This is a genomic window from Hymenobacter cellulosivorans (genome assembly GCF_022919135.1).
Taxonomy (GTDB): domain Bacteria; phylum Bacteroidota; class Bacteroidia; order Cytophagales; family Hymenobacteraceae; genus Hymenobacter; species Hymenobacter cellulosivorans.
Genome location: NZ_CP095049.1, coordinates 5,227,743 through 5,248,443, shown reverse-complemented (window position 1 = coordinate 5,248,443; position 20,701 = coordinate 5,227,743). Strand labels below are relative to the sequence as shown.

Genomic DNA, 20,701 nt, shown 5'->3' with positions numbered 1-20,701 from the left:
TGCGGGTAACAGAACGAGCGTAAAGAAAAGAGGTTTTTTTTATGTCCTTGCCAGGCCCGAAACAATCGGTCTTTGCGGCTGGTGCAGCATGTACTGCGAAGTTCCACTTCGCGAGTAGGACGCGCCGCTTCACTGATAGTCATTCAATGCCTCGCCAAGTAGAACCTCGCGATACAGCAGAAAGCCCTTTCCCGTGCGAAACGAGAAAGGGCTTTTGTGGTAAAAGAGTGGATCTACCTTCGCAAAGGCTTACAGGTTGCCGCGCAGGGCTTGTTCCCGCTCAATGCTTTCGAACAGAGCTTTGAAGTTGCCTTTGCCGAAGCTTTTAGCGCCCTTGCGCTGAATGATTTCGAAGAACACCGTGGGGCGGTCCTCCACGGGCTTGGTGAAAATCTGGAGCAGGTAGCCTTCCTCGTCGCGGTCCACGAGCAGGTTCAGCTCCTTCAGCGAATCAATTTCCTCGTCGATGCTGCCGATACGCTCCACCAGGTCTTCGTAGTAGGAGGCCGGCACGCTCAGGAACTCCACGCCGCGGCGGCGCAGCTCGGCCACGGTGGTGCGGATGTCGTTGGTGGCAATGGCAATGTGCTGCACGCCGGGCGAGTGGTAGAAGTCAAGGTATTCCTCAATCTGGGACTTTTTCTTGCCCTCGGCCGGCTCGTTGATGGGGAACTTCACGTAGCCGTTGCCGTTGCTCATCACCTTGCTCATCAAGGCCGAATACTCGGTGCTGATGTCCTCGTCGTCAAAGGTGAGCAGGAGCTTAAAGCCCATTACTTCCTCGTAGAACTTCACCCAGGTGTTCATTTCGCCCCAGCCCACGTTGCCGACGCAGTGGTCGACGTGGAGCAGGCCCACGGGGTTAGTTTGGGGCACCAGGCCGGTTTTGGCCACGAAGCCCGGCATAAAGGCGCCGGTGTAGTTGGTGCGCTCCACGAAGGTGTGCACGGTTTCGCCGTAGGTATAGATGCCCGAAAGCGTCACGCTGCCGAACTCATCCTCGATGGTAAGGGGCTCGAAGGCCGAGCGGGCGCCGCGCTTGGTGGTTTCCTCCCACGACTTGCGGGCGTCGTCCACCCACAGGGCCATTACCTTCACCCCGTCGCCGTGCTGGGCTACGTGGCGGGTGATGTCGGAGTCGGGCAGCAGGGAAGTGGTGAGCACAAAGCGGATTTTGCCTTGCTGCAGTACGTAGCTGGCCCGGTCGCGCAGGCCGGTTTCGGGACCGGCGTAAGCCACCAGCTCGAAGCCGAAAGCGGCCTGGTAATAATAGGCGCTCTGCTTGGCATTGCCGACGTAAAACTCCACGTAATCGGTGCCTTTCAGGGGCAGGAAGTCGTGGGCGGGGTGGGCCTGCACCTCAGGCGAAGTCATTGTTTGCATGGCTGGATAGAAGTAAGGATTCGGGTGGAAACGAGGGGTTGTGTGGGTAAAAATACGGGTTTGCCGTAATTCGTTCCTATTCACTGCTGAGTAGGCCGCTGCTGCTAAAGTTTGCGCTTCGGTAAATAGCCGGTCTGGTGTTTGCGGGTTTTGCTGCGTACAATTGCAGAATCCTACGCACCTTTGCGCATTAACCCTTTTGTCCCGTAGCTATGAATAAGGAGGAACTCAACCAGGCCCTCGTTGCGCTGATCGAAAAAAAGCAGGAATTGCACAAGCTAACCTACGACGATGCCCGCTACGACGACGTGGAAGAAGAACTGCACGATCTGGAAGATGATTTCAATGACCAGTATGGCCAGTACTTGGAGGAGGTATTAGAGAAAGTGCACGAGCAGCTCTGCCCCGATACCGACGTGCTGCTGCCCACGGCCTACTTGCCCAATGACATCAAGGGCGACACCGGCTACCTGCCCTCCCATAAGGAAGGCGTTTGGGTGGATTCCGACGAATTTCCCGGCAAGGAAGCCCGCCTCGTACTGGTGCCCAACCCCACGCGCCTGATCTTGTCGGTCGGCAAAAGCGTGCGCAAGGAGGTCTGGAAGGCCTAAGAAATGGTAAATGTTAAGGGCCGCTTGCTGAACGGTAAACGTTCCGGCTTGCCGCTTAACGGGTGAGGCTTCCGCCTGATAGAGTTGCTTGGAAAGTGCCAGTAGGCGCTGCCAACGCACTGCTACCGGGCGGAAGCCTCACTGTTTTCCTTCTATTCTATCCGTCAACCGATGCCCAACGTTCCCGGCGCCCCGGCTACCTTCATCTACCGCTTGGCCGAGCCCGCCGATTGGCAACAGGCCCAGCGCACCGGCTTTTTCGCCAGCGCCGACCTGGCGGCTGAGGGCTTTATCCACGCTTCCGACAAGTCTCAGATTCTGGAAACGGCGCGACGTTATTACGCCGGGCACCTTGACTTGGTGCTGCTGGAAATTGATGAGGTACGCCTGGCCGAGGCCGGGGTGCGGGTAGAGCGGGAATGGGTAGTGGCACGGGGCGAAGCCTTTGCCCACGTGTTTGGGCCTATTCCGCGGGCAGCTATTACCCGGCAGTGGACTTTTCAGCCGGATGCAGCCGGAAACTTTACGCTGCCCGCCGATTTATAACCCTATATCAATGTGCCTATATCCGGCCGAGTGCTTATGTTTGGCTGGCGCGGCCGAGAGGGAAGAAAATAATGCTCCGGGCATGCCACCTTTTTACTTGGTCCGGACTCTGACCACTATATCCACTATGTACCGTTAGCCTATGAACCACCGGTATTCTTTACGCCCTGGGGCGCTGGCCGCCGTGCTGGCGCTGGGTTTCCTTGCTAGCTGCGGACCGTCGCACTACCTGACGGTGAAACCCCAGCAGCCCGACAGTGAATGGCCAGACGGCCGCCCGTCGTTGAGCACCAACTTCGACAAAGTGGAAGTGCAGGTGTGCTATTCCCATTTGCGGGACAAGCAGCACCTATTTGAGGTCGAAATCCGCAATGGCTCGGCCGAGGAGGTGGCCATCAATCCGGGTGCTTTCTACTATATGCCCGTCATGATGGATAAGAAAATGGCCAAGCGCAACGCCGTCAAGATGAACGCCAACGTGACCTACGTGCCGGCACAGGTGTACGCCATTGACCCCGAGCACCGCATTCAGGCACTGAGTGCCAAAATAGATTTCGAGGCCCGCAAAGCCAATGGCATCAGTTTCATAGAATGGATGGATATGGCTTCCTCTATTACCGAGGCGGTAGCGCCACCCAAAGGCACCGAGCAGGAAAAGCAGGCTGAGCTGGTGCGGCGCGAAGACCAGCACATCAATAATGCTATAATAGCCGAAAGCCAGCACATGGACCACGCTGTGAAAGCCGACCGGGCCGTGCTGGAAAAGCAGTACTGGGAGGTGAAAATGCTGCGCAAACACATCCTCAAGTCTGGCGAGCTGGTCCACGGCTACGTTACTTTTCCCAGCTACGACCAAACCCTGCTACTGCGCGTGGCCATGCCCATTGGGGAACGGACGCTGGTATTCGACTTCGATCAGGAACGCAAAAAGGTGCAGTATGAGCCCACCACGCCGCCCAAACCCTTGGTGCTAGCAAGGCCGCTGCCGCCCGCCGGGGAAGTGCCTATTCCTCCGGCAACTCCCGCAACCCGCGATTAACTCCCACCAAAAAGCCCCGCCAGCATGCTGGCGGGGCTTTTTGGTGGGAGTAGCAACAGGGGCTAGACGAAGTCAGCCAGCTCCAGCCACCGTTCACCCTTGGTGTCCAGGTCCTTATCGGTTTGCTTGAGTTCGGCAGCCCAGTCGGCCAGCTCCTTATGGGAGCCGGAGCCGGCATTGAGCTTTTCGATAAGCTCCTGCTTGCGGATTTCAAGCTTTTCGATGTCCTTTTCCAGGGTTTCGTACTCCTTCTTCTCCGCAAAAGTAGCCTTGCGCTTGGGGGCGGCACCAGCCGTTGAGGCGGCCGGGGGGCTACCGGGGTAGCCGAAGGGGCAATACCAGCCGCCGCCTTGGCACTCTGAGCCTTTTCGCGGGCATATTCCTCGGCCTGGTGTTCCTTCTGCCACTCGCGGTAGTCAGTGTAGTTGCCGGGGAATTGGCGGATGTGGCCGCCGGGTTCCAGCACGAATACATGCTCCACCAAGGCGTCCATGAAGTATCGGTCGTGCGAGACGATGAGGATGCAGCCGGCAAAATTCAGCAGGAAATCCTCCAGAATGTTGAGCGTGATGATGTCCAGGTCGTTCGTGGGCTCGTCCAGAATCAGGAAGTTCGGATTCTTGATCAGCACGCGTAGCAGCTGTAAACGGCGCTTTTCGCCCCCGCTGAGCTTGCTGACCATGGTGTACTGCTGGGCCGGCGGAAACTGGAAGTGCTGCAAAAACTGCGACGCCGTCACGACTTCGCCGTTGGCCATTTCCACCACCTCGGCCACTTCCTTCACGATGTCAATTACGCGCTGGGTTTCGTCGAACTCCAGCTCGGTCTGGGTGTAGTAGCCGAATACGGTGGTCTGGCCCGCGTCCACGGTGCCGGAGTCGGGCTGGAGCTTGCCGGTGAGCATATTGAGCAGCGTCGACTTGCCCGCCCCGTTAGGCCCAATCAAGCCAATCCGGTCCTTCTTCTTGAAGACGTAGCTAAAGTCGTCGAGCACGACATGGTCGCCAAACTGCTTATGCAGGTGCTCCACCTCGATGATTTTGCCGCCCTGGCGCGTGGTTTTCACACTCAGCTCCATCTGCGGGCCGCTGATTTTGGTCTTGGCCTTTTCCTGGGTTTCGTAGAAGGCGTCGATGCGGGCTTTCTGCTTGGTGCCGCGGGCCTGAGGCTGGCGGCGCATCCAGTCGAGCTCCTTGCGCAGCAGGTTGCGGGCCTTTTCGACTTCGGCCACTTCAATCTGCTCCCGCTCGGCCTTTTTCTCCACGAAGTAGGAGTAGTTGCCCTGGTAGCGGTACACGCGGCCTTGGTCCATCTCCACGATTTCGTTGGCAACCTTATCCAGAAAATACCGGTCGTGGGTCACCATCAGCAGCGTCAGGGAAGGGGAGGCCAGGCGGCCTTCCAGCCACTCGATGGTGTCGAGGTCCAGATGGTTGGTGGGCTCGTCGAGAATCAGTACTTCGGGCTCCTCAATCAGCACCCGGGCCAGGGCTACGCGCTTGCGCTGCCCGCCCGAGAGCATGCTCACCTTGCGTTCCAGCAACTCACCCAGAATGCCCAGGCGGCCCAGAATCTGCTTGACCTGGGCTTCGTAGTCCCAGGCGTTGAGCGAGTCCATCAGCTCCATTACCCGCTGCAAGTCGTCGGGCTTGTGGTTGGGGTCGTTGACGACGTGCTCGTAGTCGCGGATGGCGGCCAGCGTATCGTTTTGCGAAGCGAAGATGGTAGCTTCCACCGTCATGTTCTCGTCGAACACCGGCTGCTGCCCCAGAAAGGCCACCCGAATGCCCTTGCGCACGCTCACCGAGCCAGTGTCGGGCTGCTCCAGGCCGGCCAGGATTTTGAGCAACGTGGTTTTGCCGGTACCGTTGATACCAACCAGCGCCACGCGCTGCCCTTGATTCAGACCAAAGCCCAGCTCACGGAAGAGCCAGCGGTCCGCGTAGTTTTTTGAGAGGTTTTCTCCGGAAAGCAGATTCATGGTGCAAAGATAGCCCAATGCAGCTTCCGGATTTTGCCTAAGCTCCGGTTTCCATCCGAATCAGTGGTTTAGATAACCCGAATCCGGTCCACGTTCCGCTCGTCGCGCAGGATTTCCAGGCCCCGGTAGGCTAGGGGGCGGCCGGTGTTGGTGGTTAAGTCGCCGCCGGCACTGTGACGGTCGGCTACGTCGAGCACGAGTTGGGTGTACTTTCGCTCCCCGAGCTCAATGGCAACCGGGCGGCCGTGGCTGGAATCGAAGGCACCCAGGGCGCGGTCAATTTCTTCCAGTATTTTACTCATGGGTGGGATTGTGGGCGTGCGTACTGCCCGTAAGATATAATTTTGGCAACAAAATTTGTACTACGCGGCATTTATTTCCCGATGGGCTCACCTTCCGAAAAGGCCTTACCTTCGCCCCGTATGGCACCTTCTTCCTCTTCTCCCGACCTCAGCAGCCGCCCCATCGGTGTGTTCGACAGCGGCATTGGCGGCCTGACCGTGGCCCGGGCCGTCAACCGCGTCTTGCCCCACGAGCAACTCGTGTATTTCGGCGACACGGCCCACTTGCCCTACGGCGACAAATCCACGGCTGCCATCCAGGCCTACAGCGTCAAAATCTGCGACTTGCTGCTGCGGCAGCACTGCAAAGTCATTCTGATTGCCTGCAATTCGGCTTCGGCGGCGGCTTACGAGCTGGTGCGTGAATACGTGGGCTCCAAGGCCCGGGTGCTCAACGTCATTGACCCGATTGTGGCCCACGTGGGCGCCACCTACGCCGAGCGGACCGTGGGGTTGATTGGCACCAAGCAGACGGTCAACTCCAACGTGTATAAAAAGAAAATTGACGACCTGGACCGGGGCGTGGAGCTTCGGTCGTTGGCCACGCCGCTACTGGCCCCGATGGTGGAGGAAGGCTTTTTCAACAATACCATCAGCGAAAATATCATCAGCTCCTATCTGGCCCAGCCCGTGCTCGACGACATCGAAGCCCTGGTGCTGGCCTGCACCCACTACCCGCTGATTCAGGACCAGATCAAGGCCTATTATAAAGGAGACGTGGCCGTACTCGATGCTTCTGATGTGGTGGCTAGTCACGTAAAGGAGTACTTAGAGCAAAACGGCTTGGCGGCCAAAGCGCAGAAGACGCCGCCCCGGCACCAGTTCTACGTTTCCGACTTCACCCGCTCGTTTGAGGAAAGCACCCGCATTTTCTTCGGACAGGAAGTGCACCTGGAGCATTACCCGCTGTGGGAGTAAGGCAGCTGGTACGCTGGGCTTCGGACGGGGCCAAGCAGGATGCCGACCTATGCGCGCGAAAGTAGTAGTCTAATGGACCCTGCCATGAACCCCTCACACTATCCGCCGGCGGTGTATACCTTATTGTATGCAGATGAAACCGGCGAGATTATCGGCCTGGATGAGGTGCAGCTGCTGGAACCGGTACCCGCCGGGCGTATTCCTCCTTTGGTAGGCTTACTGACTAGTGCTGACCAGTATCTGGCCTACCAGAGCGGCCTTATTCTAGCGGCTTGGGGCGTAAAGGAAGGCGTGACGTACCTGCGGCAACTGGTTGAAACCCGCGTCGACAAAACCGCTGTGCTGGAGCCCCACCGATTATGGGGCGAAGACAACGTCTACGACGTTATAGCGGAGGCGCTTTCGATGGCTTGGCGCTATTCGGAATATGACAAGGCGGAAGTTGCAGCCATTCTGGCCCAAATTCTGACGCTGTATGGGGAGTGCTACTTTGAAAGCAAGCTCAAGCAGGTGTTGCTCACCAGCGACCTTATGGAACTCGTTCCGGCCGTGAAACAGGCCCTGCAACTGGCGCTGGCCCATCAGCGCTACTATCAGGCCAGCCAGTTGCTGCCCGTGCTGGCCAAGTATGACAAGGCTTACGCCTTGCTCCTTGTTGCTCAATTCGAACAGCTGCTGGGGCAGGATAAGCGGATTCAGTATAATCTAGAGGAAGCCCGGAGCTACTTATAAATCGGGCTGTCTTTCCGACTTCATGCTTTACAGTAACCTCCCTGGCATTACCTACGGCCACAAAGCCCGACCTACTTTACCTCTCTATGTTAACCGAGTCTGAGGCTGTGGCCCTGCAAGAGGCGCTTCGCCAACGCGTTGTTTCCGAGGATGTTTTTACGGCTCCAGTACGTTTTATTGCCGGGGCCGACGTGGAGTACGATAAGCATCGGGACCTGATTGCCGGCGCCATTGTGCTGCTCGATGCCAAAACGAAGGCAGTGGTAGAAGTGGCTACCCACGTAATGCCCGCTCCGTTTCCTTATGTTCCGGGGCTGTTTTCCTTTCGGGAAATGCCGCCGCTGCTGGCTGCCTACCGCCAGTTGCGCCAAACGCCCGACGTACTGATCTGCGACGGACATGGCCTGGCGCACCCGCGCCGGTTTGGCCTGGCGTGTCATATCGGGGTGGAGCTGAATATCCCTACCATTGGGTGCGGCAAAACCCGTCTGACGGGATACTACCAAGACCTAGCCCCGGAACGAGGCGCCACTACGCCCCTGACTGACGAGGCCACCGGGGAAATATTAGGGCAGGTGGTGCGTACCCAAACCGGCATTAACCCGGTATTTGTTTCCGTAGGGCACCGGATTGGGCTGGCTTCGGCGGTTGAGCTGGTACTGGCTATGAGCGAATCGGTGCGCCTGCCCGAAACTACCCGCCAAGCCGATGCCTATGCCCGGCAAGCGTGGTTGGCCGCAATAGGGTAGGGGAGCCCCGGCCGATATACTTTGTGGGGCGCTGTGGAATAGGCAGCTGGGAGGTGCAATCTACATAGTCTGGCGCCGGACTTTTATATTGCCGGGCATGGCGGCCTTTTTTACCCAAATGCCGTAACGCTCCGAAACTGCCCACTGCTATGAAAAAGAACTATTACCGCCTCGGCGACTGGCGCCGCAACGTGCTACTGGCCGCTGCTGCTACCAGCCTCGGACTGGGCGTGCTGCCCGCCTGTTCATCCGACTCCAACCGCAACGAAAACCCGCAGGAATGGGGGAGCGGCAATGAGGGCAGCTATTCCGAAGGCGTCATTACCGAAATGACGGAAACCTCGCCGGGCCAATGGAAAATTACCGCCGAGCGGCCCGCCGGTAAGGAAGAAGTAGCGGCCATCATGCGTCACTACGACGGCAAGGTAGACACCCTGCAGGGTGCAGCTTTGCAACGGCAGATGCAGGACTACAGCCGGCAATACCCCGAAAACCGTGTGGGCGGCACCAGCATGATGGACGTACTAATGTGGAGTGGCATCGGTTACATGGCCGGCCGCTTCCTGACGCCCAACCCAGGGTATTACGCTAATCCCGGTATCATGCAGAACAACGGCGGGTGGCGGCAGCGCGTGAATCAGGAGCGGAACCAGGGTCGGGGTTTCTTCGGGCGCGGCTTCAGCAGCAATACCGCGGGCCGCAGCTCGGGTATTCGGCCCAGCACATCGGTGTACCGTTCGGCAGTGCGTAGCAGCAGCGGGCCGCGTTACGGCCGGAGCAGCGGCTTTGGCAGCCGTGGGGGCATGCGGGGCGGCTTTGGCGGGTAATCTTCTCAAGCAACCGCTATGAATACGATTCAGCTTATGCCCCTGCCTGGCAATGTGGGACCCGCCGTGCGCAGCCTGGGCTGGGACTGGGCCGTGGAGGAGGCCTGTGAAAACTACGTAGCCCAGGAAGCCGTGGTGCTGCCCGAAGCCGAAGCGGATGCCTTGCTGGCCGCCGCCGACACGCTCTATGATATGACGGTGCAGTCTATTCCGGACCCCGTCCCCGACGATTTGCTACAACTGCTGGCTATTCCGGCCAACCTCTGGGCCGCTGTGCGCCACTCCTGGAACGACGACCGGCACTGGCATTTGTACGGCCGTTTCGACCTGGCCAGCACCGCCGACGGTCCCAAGCTTATTGAGTTCAACGCCGACACGGCCACCAGTATTCCCGAAACAGCCGTGGTGCAGTGGGCCAGCCTGGTAGCGGCTCAGCAGGACGAAGACGACCGGCAGGCTAACGGCCTTTTCGAAGGTTTGGAAGCCCAACTAAGGCAGTGGCTCAGCCTCAACTCTGACCTCGATGCGGCCCTGTTGCTCGTGTATCTGCCCGATAGTGCCGAAGACGAGGCCAACTGTGCTGTCGTGGCCGAAGCTGCCCGGGCCGCGGGTTTTCCCCAGGTGCACGTGTGCCCCGTGGATGCTATGCAGGTGTCGGTAACTGGAGCGGAGCGGGGGGTATGGGCCGAGGTAGAGCCGGGGGAGTGGGTCCGGTTTGGTTTCGTGTTTAAGCTGGTACCCTGGGAAATCATGGCTGAGGAAGAGCCCGAGCTTACGGCTGATCTAACCCAGCTGCTATTAAGCCGGGATGTCATCATTGCCAACCCTGCCTATGCCCTGCTATTCCAGAGCAAGGGACTGTTGGCGTGGTTGTGGCAGACGTACCCACAGCATCCGCTGCTGCTGGAAGCCGCGTTTGAAGACCTCACGGGGCATTTTGTGCGTAAGCCACTGTTGGGGCGAGAAGGACAGAACGTGGCAGAAATAGATGGTGCAACTCTGCGCGGGGAGCAGCCCGGCGAGTTTGCCCATCAGCCTCAGGTGCGGCAGCGCTGGGCCCACCTGCCCCAGGATGCTCAGGGCAGGCAGTATCAGGCCGGGGTATTCTGGGCTGGTGAGGCTTGCGCTGTCAGCTTCCGGCGCGAAACAGGAGTTATTACCAACTTGTCAGAGTTTGTGCCTCATGTGCTGGGGTAGTAGGGCAGTACGTAAGCAACCGTGATAGGTATTACTTCTGTCGCTAGGTTGCTTGTATTGTAACTACCTGATGAACCGATGTTTATAAAGCATCTGCTTAGTATTGTGACGGGTTCATGTAACTGTTTTTACAAACAGTTAGAGCAAAAAGCTTTTAATGTTTGTATTATTCTGTTAAATAATTAAGTTTATTGGTCAAGTAAGCTTCCGTTGTGCTGCGGTTCTTACCTGTTTCATTATCAATGAAGTATAGTGAGCCATGACTACTCGTGTATCTACTACAAAGCACACTGGTTCCTCTGCCTCTCCAGCTTCAGCCCTGGGCGTAATGGCCCTGTGGTGGCGCCCTTGGATGATGGGGCTGGGGTGCTGGCTGCTGTTTTTCCAGAGCATATCATTGGCCTAAGCTCGACAAGCAAGGCCTTCTCTTATATATAAGGGCCTTCGAGTAAATTTAGGAGGGTACCTTGGTAGTCTCTTCAATTACTTAGTCTATCCTATGTTGGTCCTAACCCAACCCGGATTTCACTGGGAGGGAGCTCCAACAGTAGCCACTTATCTCTTTTCTACTACTCATGGTAATAGCGTGTAAACCATCTACTACATAGGCCTCGTAAATGCGAATAGTAAGTAGACATCAACGTCTCAGCCGAGTAGCTTGGATTAGCCTTATTGAATATTAATTATAATATATAAAATTTATCTGCCTCTGCAGCAGGATACTATGGTTGAGTTCAGCGTAAATATGCTTTAACGCTGAACTAGTTGCCTTGCTTGCTTGTATCAAGCCGGCCATAAACCTTTTCTGTTTATGTGGCAGAGTAAGCGTACTGGCATGGGGAAACATGCTCCAGATAACAAAATGGTCACTAATATTTCTCCGGAAAGTAAATTTTGCCGGATTTATGATGCCCCGTATGTAGGGAAAATGATGCAACTTTGCACCGCCAGCCGGAATATAATGCCAAATGCATATTTAATGGAATACTATAATTTAACTATAAAGTTAAATTTGAATACTCCAGTAAAAACTGCTTGGAATAGTGCATGTATTCGATAAGTAACGCGTTTGGCACGAATTGTGGTCGTAATGCGCAGCCTTTCAAAAACCTTTGGTCCTTTTTAATCACGAAAAAATACCATCTAACCTGTGAAATTTAGTAATCTATTCACTGAGTTTCCGCGTAATGACGTTGAGTTTCGACCATAGGTCTTACTTGTTCCCTTTTCCTTTTTTCTTTTGTAACCTTTACCTGAACATACTATGAAAAACTCTTACAAGAGTGCCCAGCAGTGGGTGCGAAAGCCGCACTGGCGGTTTTTGTTGCTGCTCCTGCTGGCCCTGCCATTTGTGGGGCAAGCACAGACTTTTAGCGTAACTCCTTCTGACCCCGCCAATCCTCAGAACTTCGGTTCCGTGGCCGTAGGTTCATTCTCGGGCGCGAAGTCTTACACCGTTTCCGGCTCGGGCCTGTCCATGCCTGTTACAGTAGCGCTGAGCGGCACTGGCTACGAAATCAGCCGTGACAACATTACCTTCAGCGGTAGTGCTTTCGACCTGAATCCAGCTGCCGACGGCCAAATCAACACCGTAGTATATGCTCGCTTCCGCCCGACGCCTGGAACGGCTGGTACGGTTATCAATCGTACGCTGAATTTTACCTCGGATGAAGCTAACCCCGTTTCTTTCAACCTGACTGGGACCCGTGCCGCTGGTACGCCTACCGTAATGGCTGATCCTACCTCGCGTAGCTTTGGTACTCAGGTTGTAAACACTCCTTCGGCTCCGCAGACGACGGTAGTATCGGGTACGTCTTTGAATGGCCCTATCACCGTAACGGCTCCTACGGGCTTCCAAGTGAGCGTAGGCAATGGAACGTACGGTTCATCGGTTGTCCTGCCCGCAGTGAGCGGCACGGTTAGCTCGACGACTGTTAACATCCGCTTTCTACCTACGGCCGCTCAGAGCTATGTAGACAATGTAACAGTAACCAGTCCTGGTGCCAACACGGTTAACGTTGGGGTTTCGGGTTCAGGTGTACTGCCCACGCCGGTGCTGACCGCTGCGCCTAGCTCCCTAGGCGACTTTGGACAGGTAACAGTTGGCTCTACTAGCTCTATTGTCCGCACGTTCAATGTAAGCGGCCAGGACCTGCAAAGCCCTGTCACCATTACGCCTCCCGCTGGCTTCCGCATCCGTACCGGTACGAATTTCTTCTCGACCAACGCTATTACCCTGACGCCAACGAATGGTACCCTGGCAAGCACGGCTATCGACGTGGTTTTCAGCCCTACGATCGTTCAGACCTATGCCAATGATATCACGGTAACTTCGACCAACGCTACCACTCAGTTGGTACGCGTAACGGGCGAAGGTACCCCAAGCTCGGGCGTTGCGGTAGTGTCCGTGAACCCCGGTGCTCTGAACTTTGGCACGGTAACCAGCAGCGGTGGCACAAGCACCCGCAGCTTCGAAGTAAGCGGCACCGACCTGTCGGCCGGTATCGTGTTGTCTCCTAGCAGCCCTAACATTGAAATCCGCAATGCTTCGGCTGGTGGTAGCTTCACCAAGGGCCCGCTGACCATCAACCCAGTTGGCAGCACGGTTTCGGCGCAGATTATTGAGGTTCGTTTGGTAGCTCTTGTAGCCGCCGGCAATTTTAATGAGCGTATCGATGTAAAGAGCACGGGCGCTGAAGACCGACTGGTTTCTATCACCGCTACCAACACCAGCGGCGCTATTTCAGACATCTCGGTTTCGAACCCTAACGGCAACGAATTTACCTTCGTAACCCGTCCTACTACGCAGTCGGCTTCGCAGTCGTATTTGCTGGCTGGTACCAACCTGATTGATCCACTGATCGTGCAGCCTATTGGCCCGAACGCTGGTTACTTCCAGGTTTCGTCTGACAACGTGAACTTCGTATCGCAGCTGTCTTTCACTCCTGATGCGCAAGGCAACGTAACGCAGCGCGAAATTTTCGTACGCTTCGTGCCGGGTGTAAATGCTGTTACAGTAACGGCTGACATTCGGAACTCCAGTGCTCCAGCTCCGAACTTCGACGTATCGGTAACTGGTATCAGTGAGCCGACCATTCGTCTGGACCGCGCTATTGGTAGCTTCCCCGACAACATCGTGAAAGGCACCACTTCGGCACCCACGACTGTTCGTTTGGATGGCTTCCTGCTGGCTGGTGATGTAACGGTACAGTTCCCCAACGAAAACAACCCCCGTAACCCTACCGGCATTCCTCAGTTTGAGTTCTCGCTGGACAACGGTGCTACGTATGTGAAGAGTGCTTCTATCACTCCCGATAACCAAGGCAACTTCACCCGTAATGTGCTGGTTCGTTTTGCTCCGACCCGCGTGGGTAACGCCGCTCAAGAGTTGCTGTTTACCAATGCTAGCTTCTTCGGCGGTAGTGCTTTCGCCTTGACCAGCGGCTTCGGCCGGACCACGGGCTTCTCTATTGCCACGGAGCCCACGGTACAGTCGACGGCTACCATCGTACGTAACGGTAGCTCGGCTACGATTACCTTCAACTTGTCGAACCCGCCAGCTGGTACTAGCTACGGTCAGAACCGCTTGGTAATTGCCAGCAGCACTTACCAGCAGCTGCCTACCAGCTTGTTCCCCCGCGACAAGCAAAACTTCAACCCCGGTACGACGGTAAATGGTGCCTATGTATTCGGTAGCGGTACGGCTATCGAAGCTTCTACCAACACCTACGTGGTATTCAGCGCAGCTTCGGACAACTTCACCGTAAGCGGCCTGGATCCCAACTTGAGCTATAACTTCTTCGCTTTCGAATTCAACAACGACGGCGTTCTGAACGCGGAAAACTACCGTGTGCCCAACAACGAGCCGCAGAACCCACTGCCCGTGGAGCTGGTTGCGTTCACGGCTCAAGTTCGTGACAACAGCGTAGTGCTGAACTGGGCTACGGCCAGCGAAACCAACAACCGTGGTTTCGAAGTGCAGCGCAGCTCGGATGCCAAAACCTTCACGACGATTGACTTCAAGAAAGGTGCTGGCACGGCTACCACCCGCACGAAGTACGAAGCAGTTGATACCAAGCCTCTGGCCGGTGTATCGTACTACCGTCTGAAGCAGATCGACGAGGACGGCACGGCTTCTTTCTCGAAGACAGTGGTAGTTACGACTAAGCTGACTGAAGTTAGCGTGTACCCCAACCCGACGCAGGGTGCTGATGTAGTAACTGTAGCACTGCCTGCCGGTACCACGGAAGGTCTGCTGGTTCGCATCACCGACCTGTCGGGCCGTGAGATTCGCCAGGCTCGTTTGAGCAACCAAGGCGAACTGAACACGCAGGATCTGAAGCCCGGCACCTACATCATTGTGGTGGGCGAAGGCGAATCGAAAGTGAGCCGCAAACTGATCAAGAACTAGTCTTACTGGTTCACCAAATAGAAAAGGCCTCCCGGTTCGGGAGGCCTTTTTTTATGGGTCATTACAGTGGTAACTATTGCTTAACAAGGACTATAGTAATTATCAATGGTATAATATCTACTTTTAATGAATATATTGCTCTTTCCACATCTTTTCTTTATCTGTCGTTTGCATGATTAAAAGCAGTACTCGAAACGAACTGAGAAAACGAGCTAGGCTGGGGCCTAGCGGGTTTTTCTTATTGCTAATGCTGCTCTTTCCTCTGTTGGGACGGGGGCAGACATACTATCCACTAAGTAGCGGAAATTACTCAGAGACCTTTGCGGATATAGCTACCTGGACTACTATCGCAAACTCAGGCCGAGCGGCCAACTACTTTAGCAGTGTTGGGGTAAACAATACAACCGGTACTATTCCGAATGGTACCAGAACGACGGTTAGCTCGGCCACATTTAGCTCGGGTACGAGCGGTGGTGTACAGAAAGGAACACAGGCTTTGTTATTCCTGACCACTGGGAGCGACCTTACCTCTGCTGTAGCAGTAGACCTCAACTTGAATTTCTCAGGTCGAACTGCCGGTACCCTGGCCTTTGACTATGCCCAGGTAAGTAACTCGACGGGCAGCCGACCCGGTGGACTGAAAGTGTATTATAGCACCGATGGAACGGCTTACACCGAAATTTCTGCCGCAGCCATCACCGTTATTAACAACGTTGCAAGCTCGGGGACAATCAGTGTTGCGTTGCCCAAAGCGCTGGACAACGTTAGTACGGCCCGGATTCGTTTTTACAATTATCCTGCTAGTGGCGGTGGTTCTAATAACCGGCCAAAAATAGCCGTAGATAATATCAGCGTGACAAGCACGGCAACTGATGTTGCCTCTATCATCTCACTCGACCCGAGCACAACTGTGGCTGGCAGTAGCGGTTTCACGCTGACCTTGACAGGAACAGGCTTCGCCAGCAATGCCATTGCGTATTTCAACGGCGCGGCCCTGACAACGACCTACGTATCGGCTACTCAGTTGACGGCCAGCGTACCGGCTAGTGCCGTGGCTACAACGGGCACCTTTCCGGTAACAGTTAAGAATGGCAGTACCGGTACCGACTCAAACGTGCTGAACTTTACGGTGACGGCCGTAGCCAGCAATACGGTCACTACTACAGCTATTGCGGCTACGACCTATTGCGTGGGCAGCACAGGAGCGGCGGTTTCGGTGCCATTCACTTCCTCGGGTACTTTCAGCGGCAACACCTATACGGCTTACCTTGGTACGACCAGTATTGGCAGCGTGATTAGTGATGCCAATGCCGGGACCATCAATGCCGTGATTCCGGCCTCGGTAGCCTCGGGTGCCGCGTACCGCATCCGGGTAGATGCCAGCAGCCCGGCCACTACCGGCTCCGATAACGGGGCCAACCTGACGGTCGTGAATTATCAGACTAATGAGGTAACCAGCTTTACAGCTACGGCCGGTAATGCCCAGGCTGGCCTCAGTTGGAGTGTGCCGGCTTCCTGCTTTACCCAAACGGTTATTGTAGCCAGCCCGGCCAGCATCACGGCCACGCCTTCGGGGGCCTTTACGGCCAATGCGGCGTATGGAACGGGCTCTGACCTGGGGAATGGGCAATTTGTGGTATATGCTGGCGCCGGAACGAGTGCTACGGTCATGGGCCTAACGAATGGCACCGCCTACTTTTTCAAGGCTTTCACTACTAATGGGGATGGCTACAGCACTGGCGTGCAGACCTCCGCTACGCCATTTGTTCCGCAGCCAGCTCCCACCACCTTTACCCCACCTGTTGGCCCGGTAGGAACGGTGATAACGATTTCCGGCGCTAATCTGAGCACTATCACCGGCGTAACAGTAGGGGGAACCCCTGCTACCAACGTGTCGGCTACGGCCACGGCGGTAACGGCCACGGTGGCCGCAGGCTCGGCAAGCGGGGCCGTGGTCTTGTCTGATGGCACCACGACGTACTCGGCTACGGGCTCCTTTACTGTGACAACGGCTCCCGTGGTAACCACTGCTGCCGTCACCAACATCTCGTTCAGCTCGGCTACTTCGGGTGGCAGCGTGACCTCACCGGGAGCGACTGTTACGGCCCGCGGCGTAGTGTATAGCACCTCGCCCAACCCCCGTATCGGTGGCAGCGGTGTAACCCAGGTAACGTCCTCGGCCAACACGGGCAATTTCACAAGCACCCTCACTGGTCTTACGGGCACTACAACATATTACGTAGCCGCCTATGCTACCAACAACGTGGGCATCAGCTACGGGGCCGACGAAGCGTTTACTACCGCAGCGGGGCCGTTGTTGGGGTACAACTTCCAGGCGGCGACCAACCCGGAAAATCCCTCTACGGTAGGGTCCAACGTGAGTGGTAGTGCTTTCAAGCGCAGCCCTGGTTTGAGTGACACTTCCAACGATGATTTCCGTGCTTCAAACTTCCCTTTTACTGCCCCGCTGGCCGACACAACTAAGGGTTACTTCGAGTTTCGCCTGACCGTCGCCACCGGTTTTGAGGCAGTGCCCACTACGCTGACCCTACAGGACCGCGCCTCGGGCACCGGTCCTCAAACCTGGGAACTGCGCACCAGCCTCAATAATTTCAACGCGACGGTAGGCGCCATCCAGAATTCGAGCAGTGCTTACGGAACTACCAAAACGGTTTCGTTGACCAGCCTAGGAGCCTTCTCCGGTACAGTCGTGTTCCGCATTTACGCGTATGGAGCATCGGGCAGCGGCGGTACGTTTGGGGTAGATAATGTTAGCCTGTTCGGCACGACGCAAATCGTGGGCAATACCATTTCGGCGCCGGCTGTTACGGGTTCGGCATTCTGTGCGGGGGCTACGTTCAACGCTACGTTTACGCCGACCGGTTCGTTTGGGGCGGCTAATAGCTTCATTGCCCAGCTTTCGGACGCCAGTGGAGTTTTCAGTGCCACGCCCACCGAGGTGGGCCGCCTCGATAACAACAGTGGCACAACTGCGCAAACCATTGCCATTACTGTTCCCGGCGCTACGACCAGCGGCACGGGGTATAAGCTGCGTATTATTTCCACCGACCCTCGCATCACGGGGCTGGCTTCGGGGGCTTTTGCCGTGGTAAACAACCCAATGGTGAGCGTGACGCCCGCGGCCGACCAGTCTATTGGTATCGGGGTAAACGGGACCACGCTGACGGCCACCGAAACGCCGGCTGCTACGTCGCGGCAATGGTATTTCGCCTTGTCACCGGGTGGTGCGGCCACGGCTATCAATGGCGCTACCGGCCTGACCTATACTCCAAATTTTGCATCCGCTGGAGAGTATTACGTGAAGGCAGTTTCTACTTTCGCCGCCTGCGGCCTAGTGACCAGCAACGAAGTGAAAATAACGGTGGCTGCGGCTACGCCCACGCTGACTGCGGCTACGTCGCCGGCCACCTCGCCCACGGCTATCAGCGGCCTTGCCACGGCAGAAGGTACGCCGTCAACCGCCAAGACCTACACGCTGACCGGCTCTAACCTCGATGCCACGCCAGTTACGGTTACGGCCCCGGCGGGCTTCCAGGTGTCGACGACGGCAGCCTTCACCGGTATTACCACGGATGCCAATACACTCAATCTGACGCCTGCGGGGGGCAGCCTCAATCAGGTCGTCTACGTGCGCCTGACCGGCACCACGGCCGGCTCGTTCAGCGGTAGCGTTACCAACTCCAACGGCTCACTCTCGGCCCCGGTGCTGGTGTCGGGTGCTGTATCGGGCGTGGTGGTGAGCCGCTGGGACGGCGGCGGCGACGGAACCAGCTTTGCCGATGCCCGGAACTGGACTACTGACCAAGTGCCGACTACGGGAGAAGACGTTCTGCTCGACCACTCCTTCGTGAGCGGCGCCTATACCATGACGCTGCCCGCCGTAACCTCGGGTACGCTTTCATTGGGCTCATTGACGATTAATCCTAATGGTGGAGCCAGCATCACGGCCCTGTTGCCGAACTCTAACACGGCGCAAGACTACCTCCGCTTTACCAAGGCTACCAATGCCCTGGTTATTTACAACGGTGGCGTCTTTATCAATAACTCCGGGGCTTCATCCGGCGGCTCGGGCAACTCGGTAGACGTTACGCCCAATGGCCAGAACTTTATCATCTACAACGGCGGCACTTACGTGCATCGCACTCCGCGCGGGGTAGGAGCCCTGCTGGATAACCTTTCCACGGTCAGCGGCACCGAAACCGGCCTGGTGCAGTTTGACGTGCCCTCGGGCAGCAGCTACAGCATCCCCTCAACGGGGCGCACCTACGGCAGCTTGTCGCTGAGCTACCCGGCTACTAGTACACCGCCCGCTTCCGGTTTCTTTCCTTACCTGACCAGCGGTACTAGCCCCTTCGTTGTGCGTGGCAACCTGACGATGGCCGCCAACGTGAGCTTCACCGTGGAGCTCAACAGCGACATGAGCGTGCGGGGCAACCTGCTCAACGCGGGCCGCTTTAAATTCGCGCCTGCCAACCTGACCAACGCCCGCCGCCTGATCCTGAACGGGACCACTCCGCAAACCATCAGCGGCACTCCCCTAACGCAAAGCAATACAGGCACCTCCTTCCTGGGGCTGAACGTTATTCTGCAGATCAACAATCCGGCCGGCGTGACCCTGGCCACGGGTGTCGTTCTCAACTCACTGGGTAACGCCAACAGCGGTGGTCTGGAGCTGCTCAACGGCGTGCTCTCAACTTCTGGTTCGGCGATGCTCAAGCTGGCCGCTGATGCCGTGCTGCTGCCCGCCCAACCCAGCGCGGCTAGTTACGTGAACGGCCCGTTGCAGCGCGAGATTCAGCCCACACCCACCACGGCTGTCGTGGCCGATTACCTGTTCCCGATTGGGCAGAATGGCAAGTACCGGCCCCTGACCCTGAACGTAGCCTCTTTGGATGCTCTGACCACGTTTACGGCCACTCAAAACGACGCAGCCTTCCCCGACCGGCGCCTGACCGGCGACCTGGCCCGGGTGTCGCGGGTGCGCTACTTTAGCGTGGTGCCCACGGTGGTGCCCGCTACCTTCAGCGGAACGATTACCCTGAGCTTCGGGGCCGACGATGAGGTAACCAATCCGGCCCTGTCTTCTTTTGTCATTGGCAAAAACAGCGGCAATGGCTGGGAAAATATCGGGCGGAGTGCCAATACCAGCACCACGCTTACGTCGGGCACTTTCACCTCCTTCAGTGATTTTGCCCTGGCCAGCACCGACCCCTCGATGGCCGACAACCCGTTGCCGGTGTCACTGACCAGCTTCACCGCCCAGCGGCAACCGGCCGGAATAGTTATCCGCTGGACCACAGCCTCGGAACTCAATAATGCCCGCTTCGAAGTGCAGCGCAGCCTCAATGGCCGCGAGTTTGCTACTATCGCCGTCGTAGCGGGGCAGGGGCAGAGCAGCCGCTGGCGGCAGTACTCTGTGCTGGATCAACAGCCGGCCCCGGGCCTGGCTTACTACCGCCTGCGCCAGGTCGACCTCGATGGCAAAACCTCGTACTCTGCCGTAGCCGTGGTAGATGGGCTGGCTGAGCTTCAGCTATATCCTAATCCCGTGCGTCACACGCTCACTATTCAGGGAGCAACGGCTAGCCAGCCCCTGCAGGTCAGCATCACTGATCTGACCGGACGGCCCGTATGGTCGGGCGCGTGCGCTCCGGGTGGTTCCATCGATATGCAGCGTTTCCCGCAGGGTACGTATCTGGTCAGAATCCTCGAAAATGGTCGGGCAAGCACGCATAAGATTACCCGCGCCGACTAACTGAAGTATCATTTTTCTATAAAAAGGCCCCTTTTACGAAGGGGCCTTTTTTTATGTTTTCAATTTTATGCTAAGTTGCACATGGAAGAGTGCTAATATGAGCCATAGATGCACCTAGTCAGTGAACAGGCTAATATGCAAGCGGCAAGTATTAGTACTATTTGAAGCTCTTTGATAACCGGCATTTAGT

General features: G+C 56.8%; 12 protein-coding genes and 1 pseudogene. 10 read left to right on the top strand and 3 right to left on the bottom strand.

The window, feature by feature from the left end; genetic code table 11:
* Positions 1-249 precede the first annotated feature (249 nt).
* Complete coding sequence (gene hppD / locus MUN80_RS22095) at positions 250-1,383, bottom strand: 4-hydroxyphenylpyruvate dioxygenase (protein ID WP_244716416.1); 1,134 nt, start codon at positions 1,381-1,383, stop codon at positions 250-252.
* A gap of 212 nt (positions 1,384-1,595) precedes the next feature.
* Here hppD and MUN80_RS22090 point away from each other — a divergent pair, with 212 nt between their 5' ends.
* The 3 genes from MUN80_RS22090 to MUN80_RS22080 all read left to right on the top strand — a co-directional run bounded on the left by MUN80_RS22090 (position 1,596) and on the right by MUN80_RS22080 (position 3,579).
* The gene (locus tag MUN80_RS22090; RefSeq protein ID WP_244716414.1) at positions 1,596-1,994 is read left to right on the top strand and encodes a hypothetical protein; all 399 of its coding nucleotides are present in this window, start codon (positions 1,596-1,598) and stop codon (positions 1,992-1,994) included.
* A gap of 171 nt (positions 1,995-2,165) precedes the next feature.
* Positions 2,166-2,540 carry a DUF952 domain-containing protein gene (locus MUN80_RS22085; RefSeq protein WP_244716412.1) on the top strand — a complete coding sequence of 125 codons (375 nt, stop codon included), beginning with the start codon at positions 2,166-2,168 and terminating at the stop codon, positions 2,538-2,540.
* A gap of 142 nt (positions 2,541-2,682) precedes the next feature.
* Positions 2,683-3,579, top strand: coding sequence for a hypothetical protein (locus tag MUN80_RS22080; protein WP_244716410.1), 897 nt, complete (start codon positions 2,683-2,685; stop codon positions 3,577-3,579).
* A gap of 62 nt (positions 3,580-3,641) precedes the next feature.
* On the opposite strand, the pseudogene MUN80_RS22075 reads toward MUN80_RS22080, so the two are convergent.
* Both MUN80_RS22075 and MUN80_RS22070 read right to left on the bottom strand, forming a co-directional pair.
* Positions 3,642-5,560: pseudogene (locus MUN80_RS22075) on the bottom strand (ABC-F family ATP-binding cassette domain-containing protein).
* 68 nt (positions 5,561-5,628) lie between these two features.
* Complete coding sequence (locus MUN80_RS22070; protein WP_135391428.1) at positions 5,629-5,862, bottom strand: hypothetical protein; 234 nt, start codon at positions 5,860-5,862, stop codon at positions 5,629-5,631.
* Positions 5,863-5,982: 120 nt separating this feature from the next.
* Here MUN80_RS22070 and murI point away from each other — a divergent pair, with 120 nt between their 5' ends.
* The 7 genes from murI (at position 5,983) to MUN80_RS22035 (ending at position 20,511) form a co-directional block, all read left to right on the top strand.
* Entirely contained in the window at positions 5,983-6,819 is an 837-nt protein-coding gene (gene murI, locus MUN80_RS22065) for a glutamate racemase (RefSeq protein ID WP_244716408.1), read from the top strand.
* An 84-nt stretch (positions 6,820-6,903) separates the two neighbouring features.
* The gene (locus MUN80_RS22060; protein WP_244716406.1) at positions 6,904-7,551 is read left to right on the top strand and encodes a hypothetical protein; all 648 of its coding nucleotides are present in this window, start codon (positions 6,904-6,906) and stop codon (positions 7,549-7,551) included.
* Between the two features lie 86 nt (positions 7,552-7,637).
* Complete coding sequence (nfi, locus tag MUN80_RS22055; protein ID WP_244716404.1) at positions 7,638-8,300, top strand: deoxyribonuclease V; 663 nt, start codon at positions 7,638-7,640, stop codon at positions 8,298-8,300.
* A gap of 149 nt (positions 8,301-8,449) precedes the next feature.
* Positions 8,450-9,127: a Cj0371 family chemotaxis-regulating polar lipoprotein gene (locus MUN80_RS22050; RefSeq protein WP_244716402.1), complete on the top strand. Its 678-nt coding sequence runs from the start codon at positions 8,450-8,452 to the stop codon at positions 9,125-9,127.
* An 18-nt stretch (positions 9,128-9,145) separates the two neighbouring features.
* Positions 9,146-10,324 carry a glutathionylspermidine synthase family protein gene (locus tag MUN80_RS22045; protein ID WP_244716400.1) on the top strand — a complete coding sequence of 393 codons (1,179 nt, stop codon included), beginning with the start codon at positions 9,146-9,148 and terminating at the stop codon, positions 10,322-10,324.
* A gap of 1,264 nt (positions 10,325-11,588) precedes the next feature.
* Positions 11,589-14,735, top strand: a complete 3,147-nt coding sequence (locus tag MUN80_RS22040) for a T9SS type A sorting domain-containing protein (protein WP_244716398.1) — start codon at positions 11,589-11,591, stop codon at positions 14,733-14,735.
* Between the two features lie 553 nt (positions 14,736-15,288).
* Complete coding sequence (locus tag MUN80_RS22035; RefSeq protein ID WP_244716396.1) at positions 15,289-20,511, top strand: choice-of-anchor Z repeating domain-containing protein; 5,223 nt, start codon at positions 15,289-15,291, stop codon at positions 20,509-20,511.
* Positions 20,512-20,701: the final 190 nt, after the last annotated feature.

What these genes read in the sequence shown, in the direction of transcription:
- MUN80_RS22070 (WP_135391428.1), bottom strand. Translation starts at nt 5,862, where the DNA reads ATGAGTAAAATACTGGAAGAAATTGACCGCGCCCTGGGTGCCTTCGAT.
- MUN80_RS22085 (WP_244716412.1), top strand. Translation starts at nt 2,166, where the DNA reads ATGCCCAACGTTCCCGGCGCCCCGGCTACCTTCATCTACCGCTTGGCC.
- MUN80_RS22060 (WP_244716406.1), top strand. Translation starts at nt 6,904, where the DNA reads ATGAACCCCTCACACTATCCGCCGGCGGTGTATACCTTATTGTATGCA.
- MUN80_RS22090 (WP_244716414.1), top strand. Translation starts at nt 1,596, where the DNA reads ATGAATAAGGAGGAACTCAACCAGGCCCTCGTTGCGCTGATCGAAAAA.
- hppD (WP_244716416.1), bottom strand. Translation starts at nt 1,383, where the DNA reads ATGCAAACAATGACTTCGCCTGAGGTGCAGGCCCACCCCGCCCACGAC.
- MUN80_RS22040 (WP_244716398.1), top strand. Translation starts at nt 11,589, where the DNA reads ATGAAAAACTCTTACAAGAGTGCCCAGCAGTGGGTGCGAAAGCCGCAC.
- MUN80_RS22050 (WP_244716402.1), top strand. Translation starts at nt 8,450, where the DNA reads ATGAAAAAGAACTATTACCGCCTCGGCGACTGGCGCCGCAACGTGCTA.
- murI (WP_244716408.1), top strand. Translation starts at nt 5,983, where the DNA reads ATGGCACCTTCTTCCTCTTCTCCCGACCTCAGCAGCCGCCCCATCGGT.
- MUN80_RS22080 (WP_244716410.1), top strand. Translation starts at nt 2,683, where the DNA reads ATGAACCACCGGTATTCTTTACGCCCTGGGGCGCTGGCCGCCGTGCTG.
- nfi (WP_244716404.1), top strand. Translation starts at nt 7,638, where the DNA reads ATGTTAACCGAGTCTGAGGCTGTGGCCCTGCAAGAGGCGCTTCGCCAA.
- MUN80_RS22045 (WP_244716400.1), top strand. Translation starts at nt 9,146, where the DNA reads ATGAATACGATTCAGCTTATGCCCCTGCCTGGCAATGTGGGACCCGCC.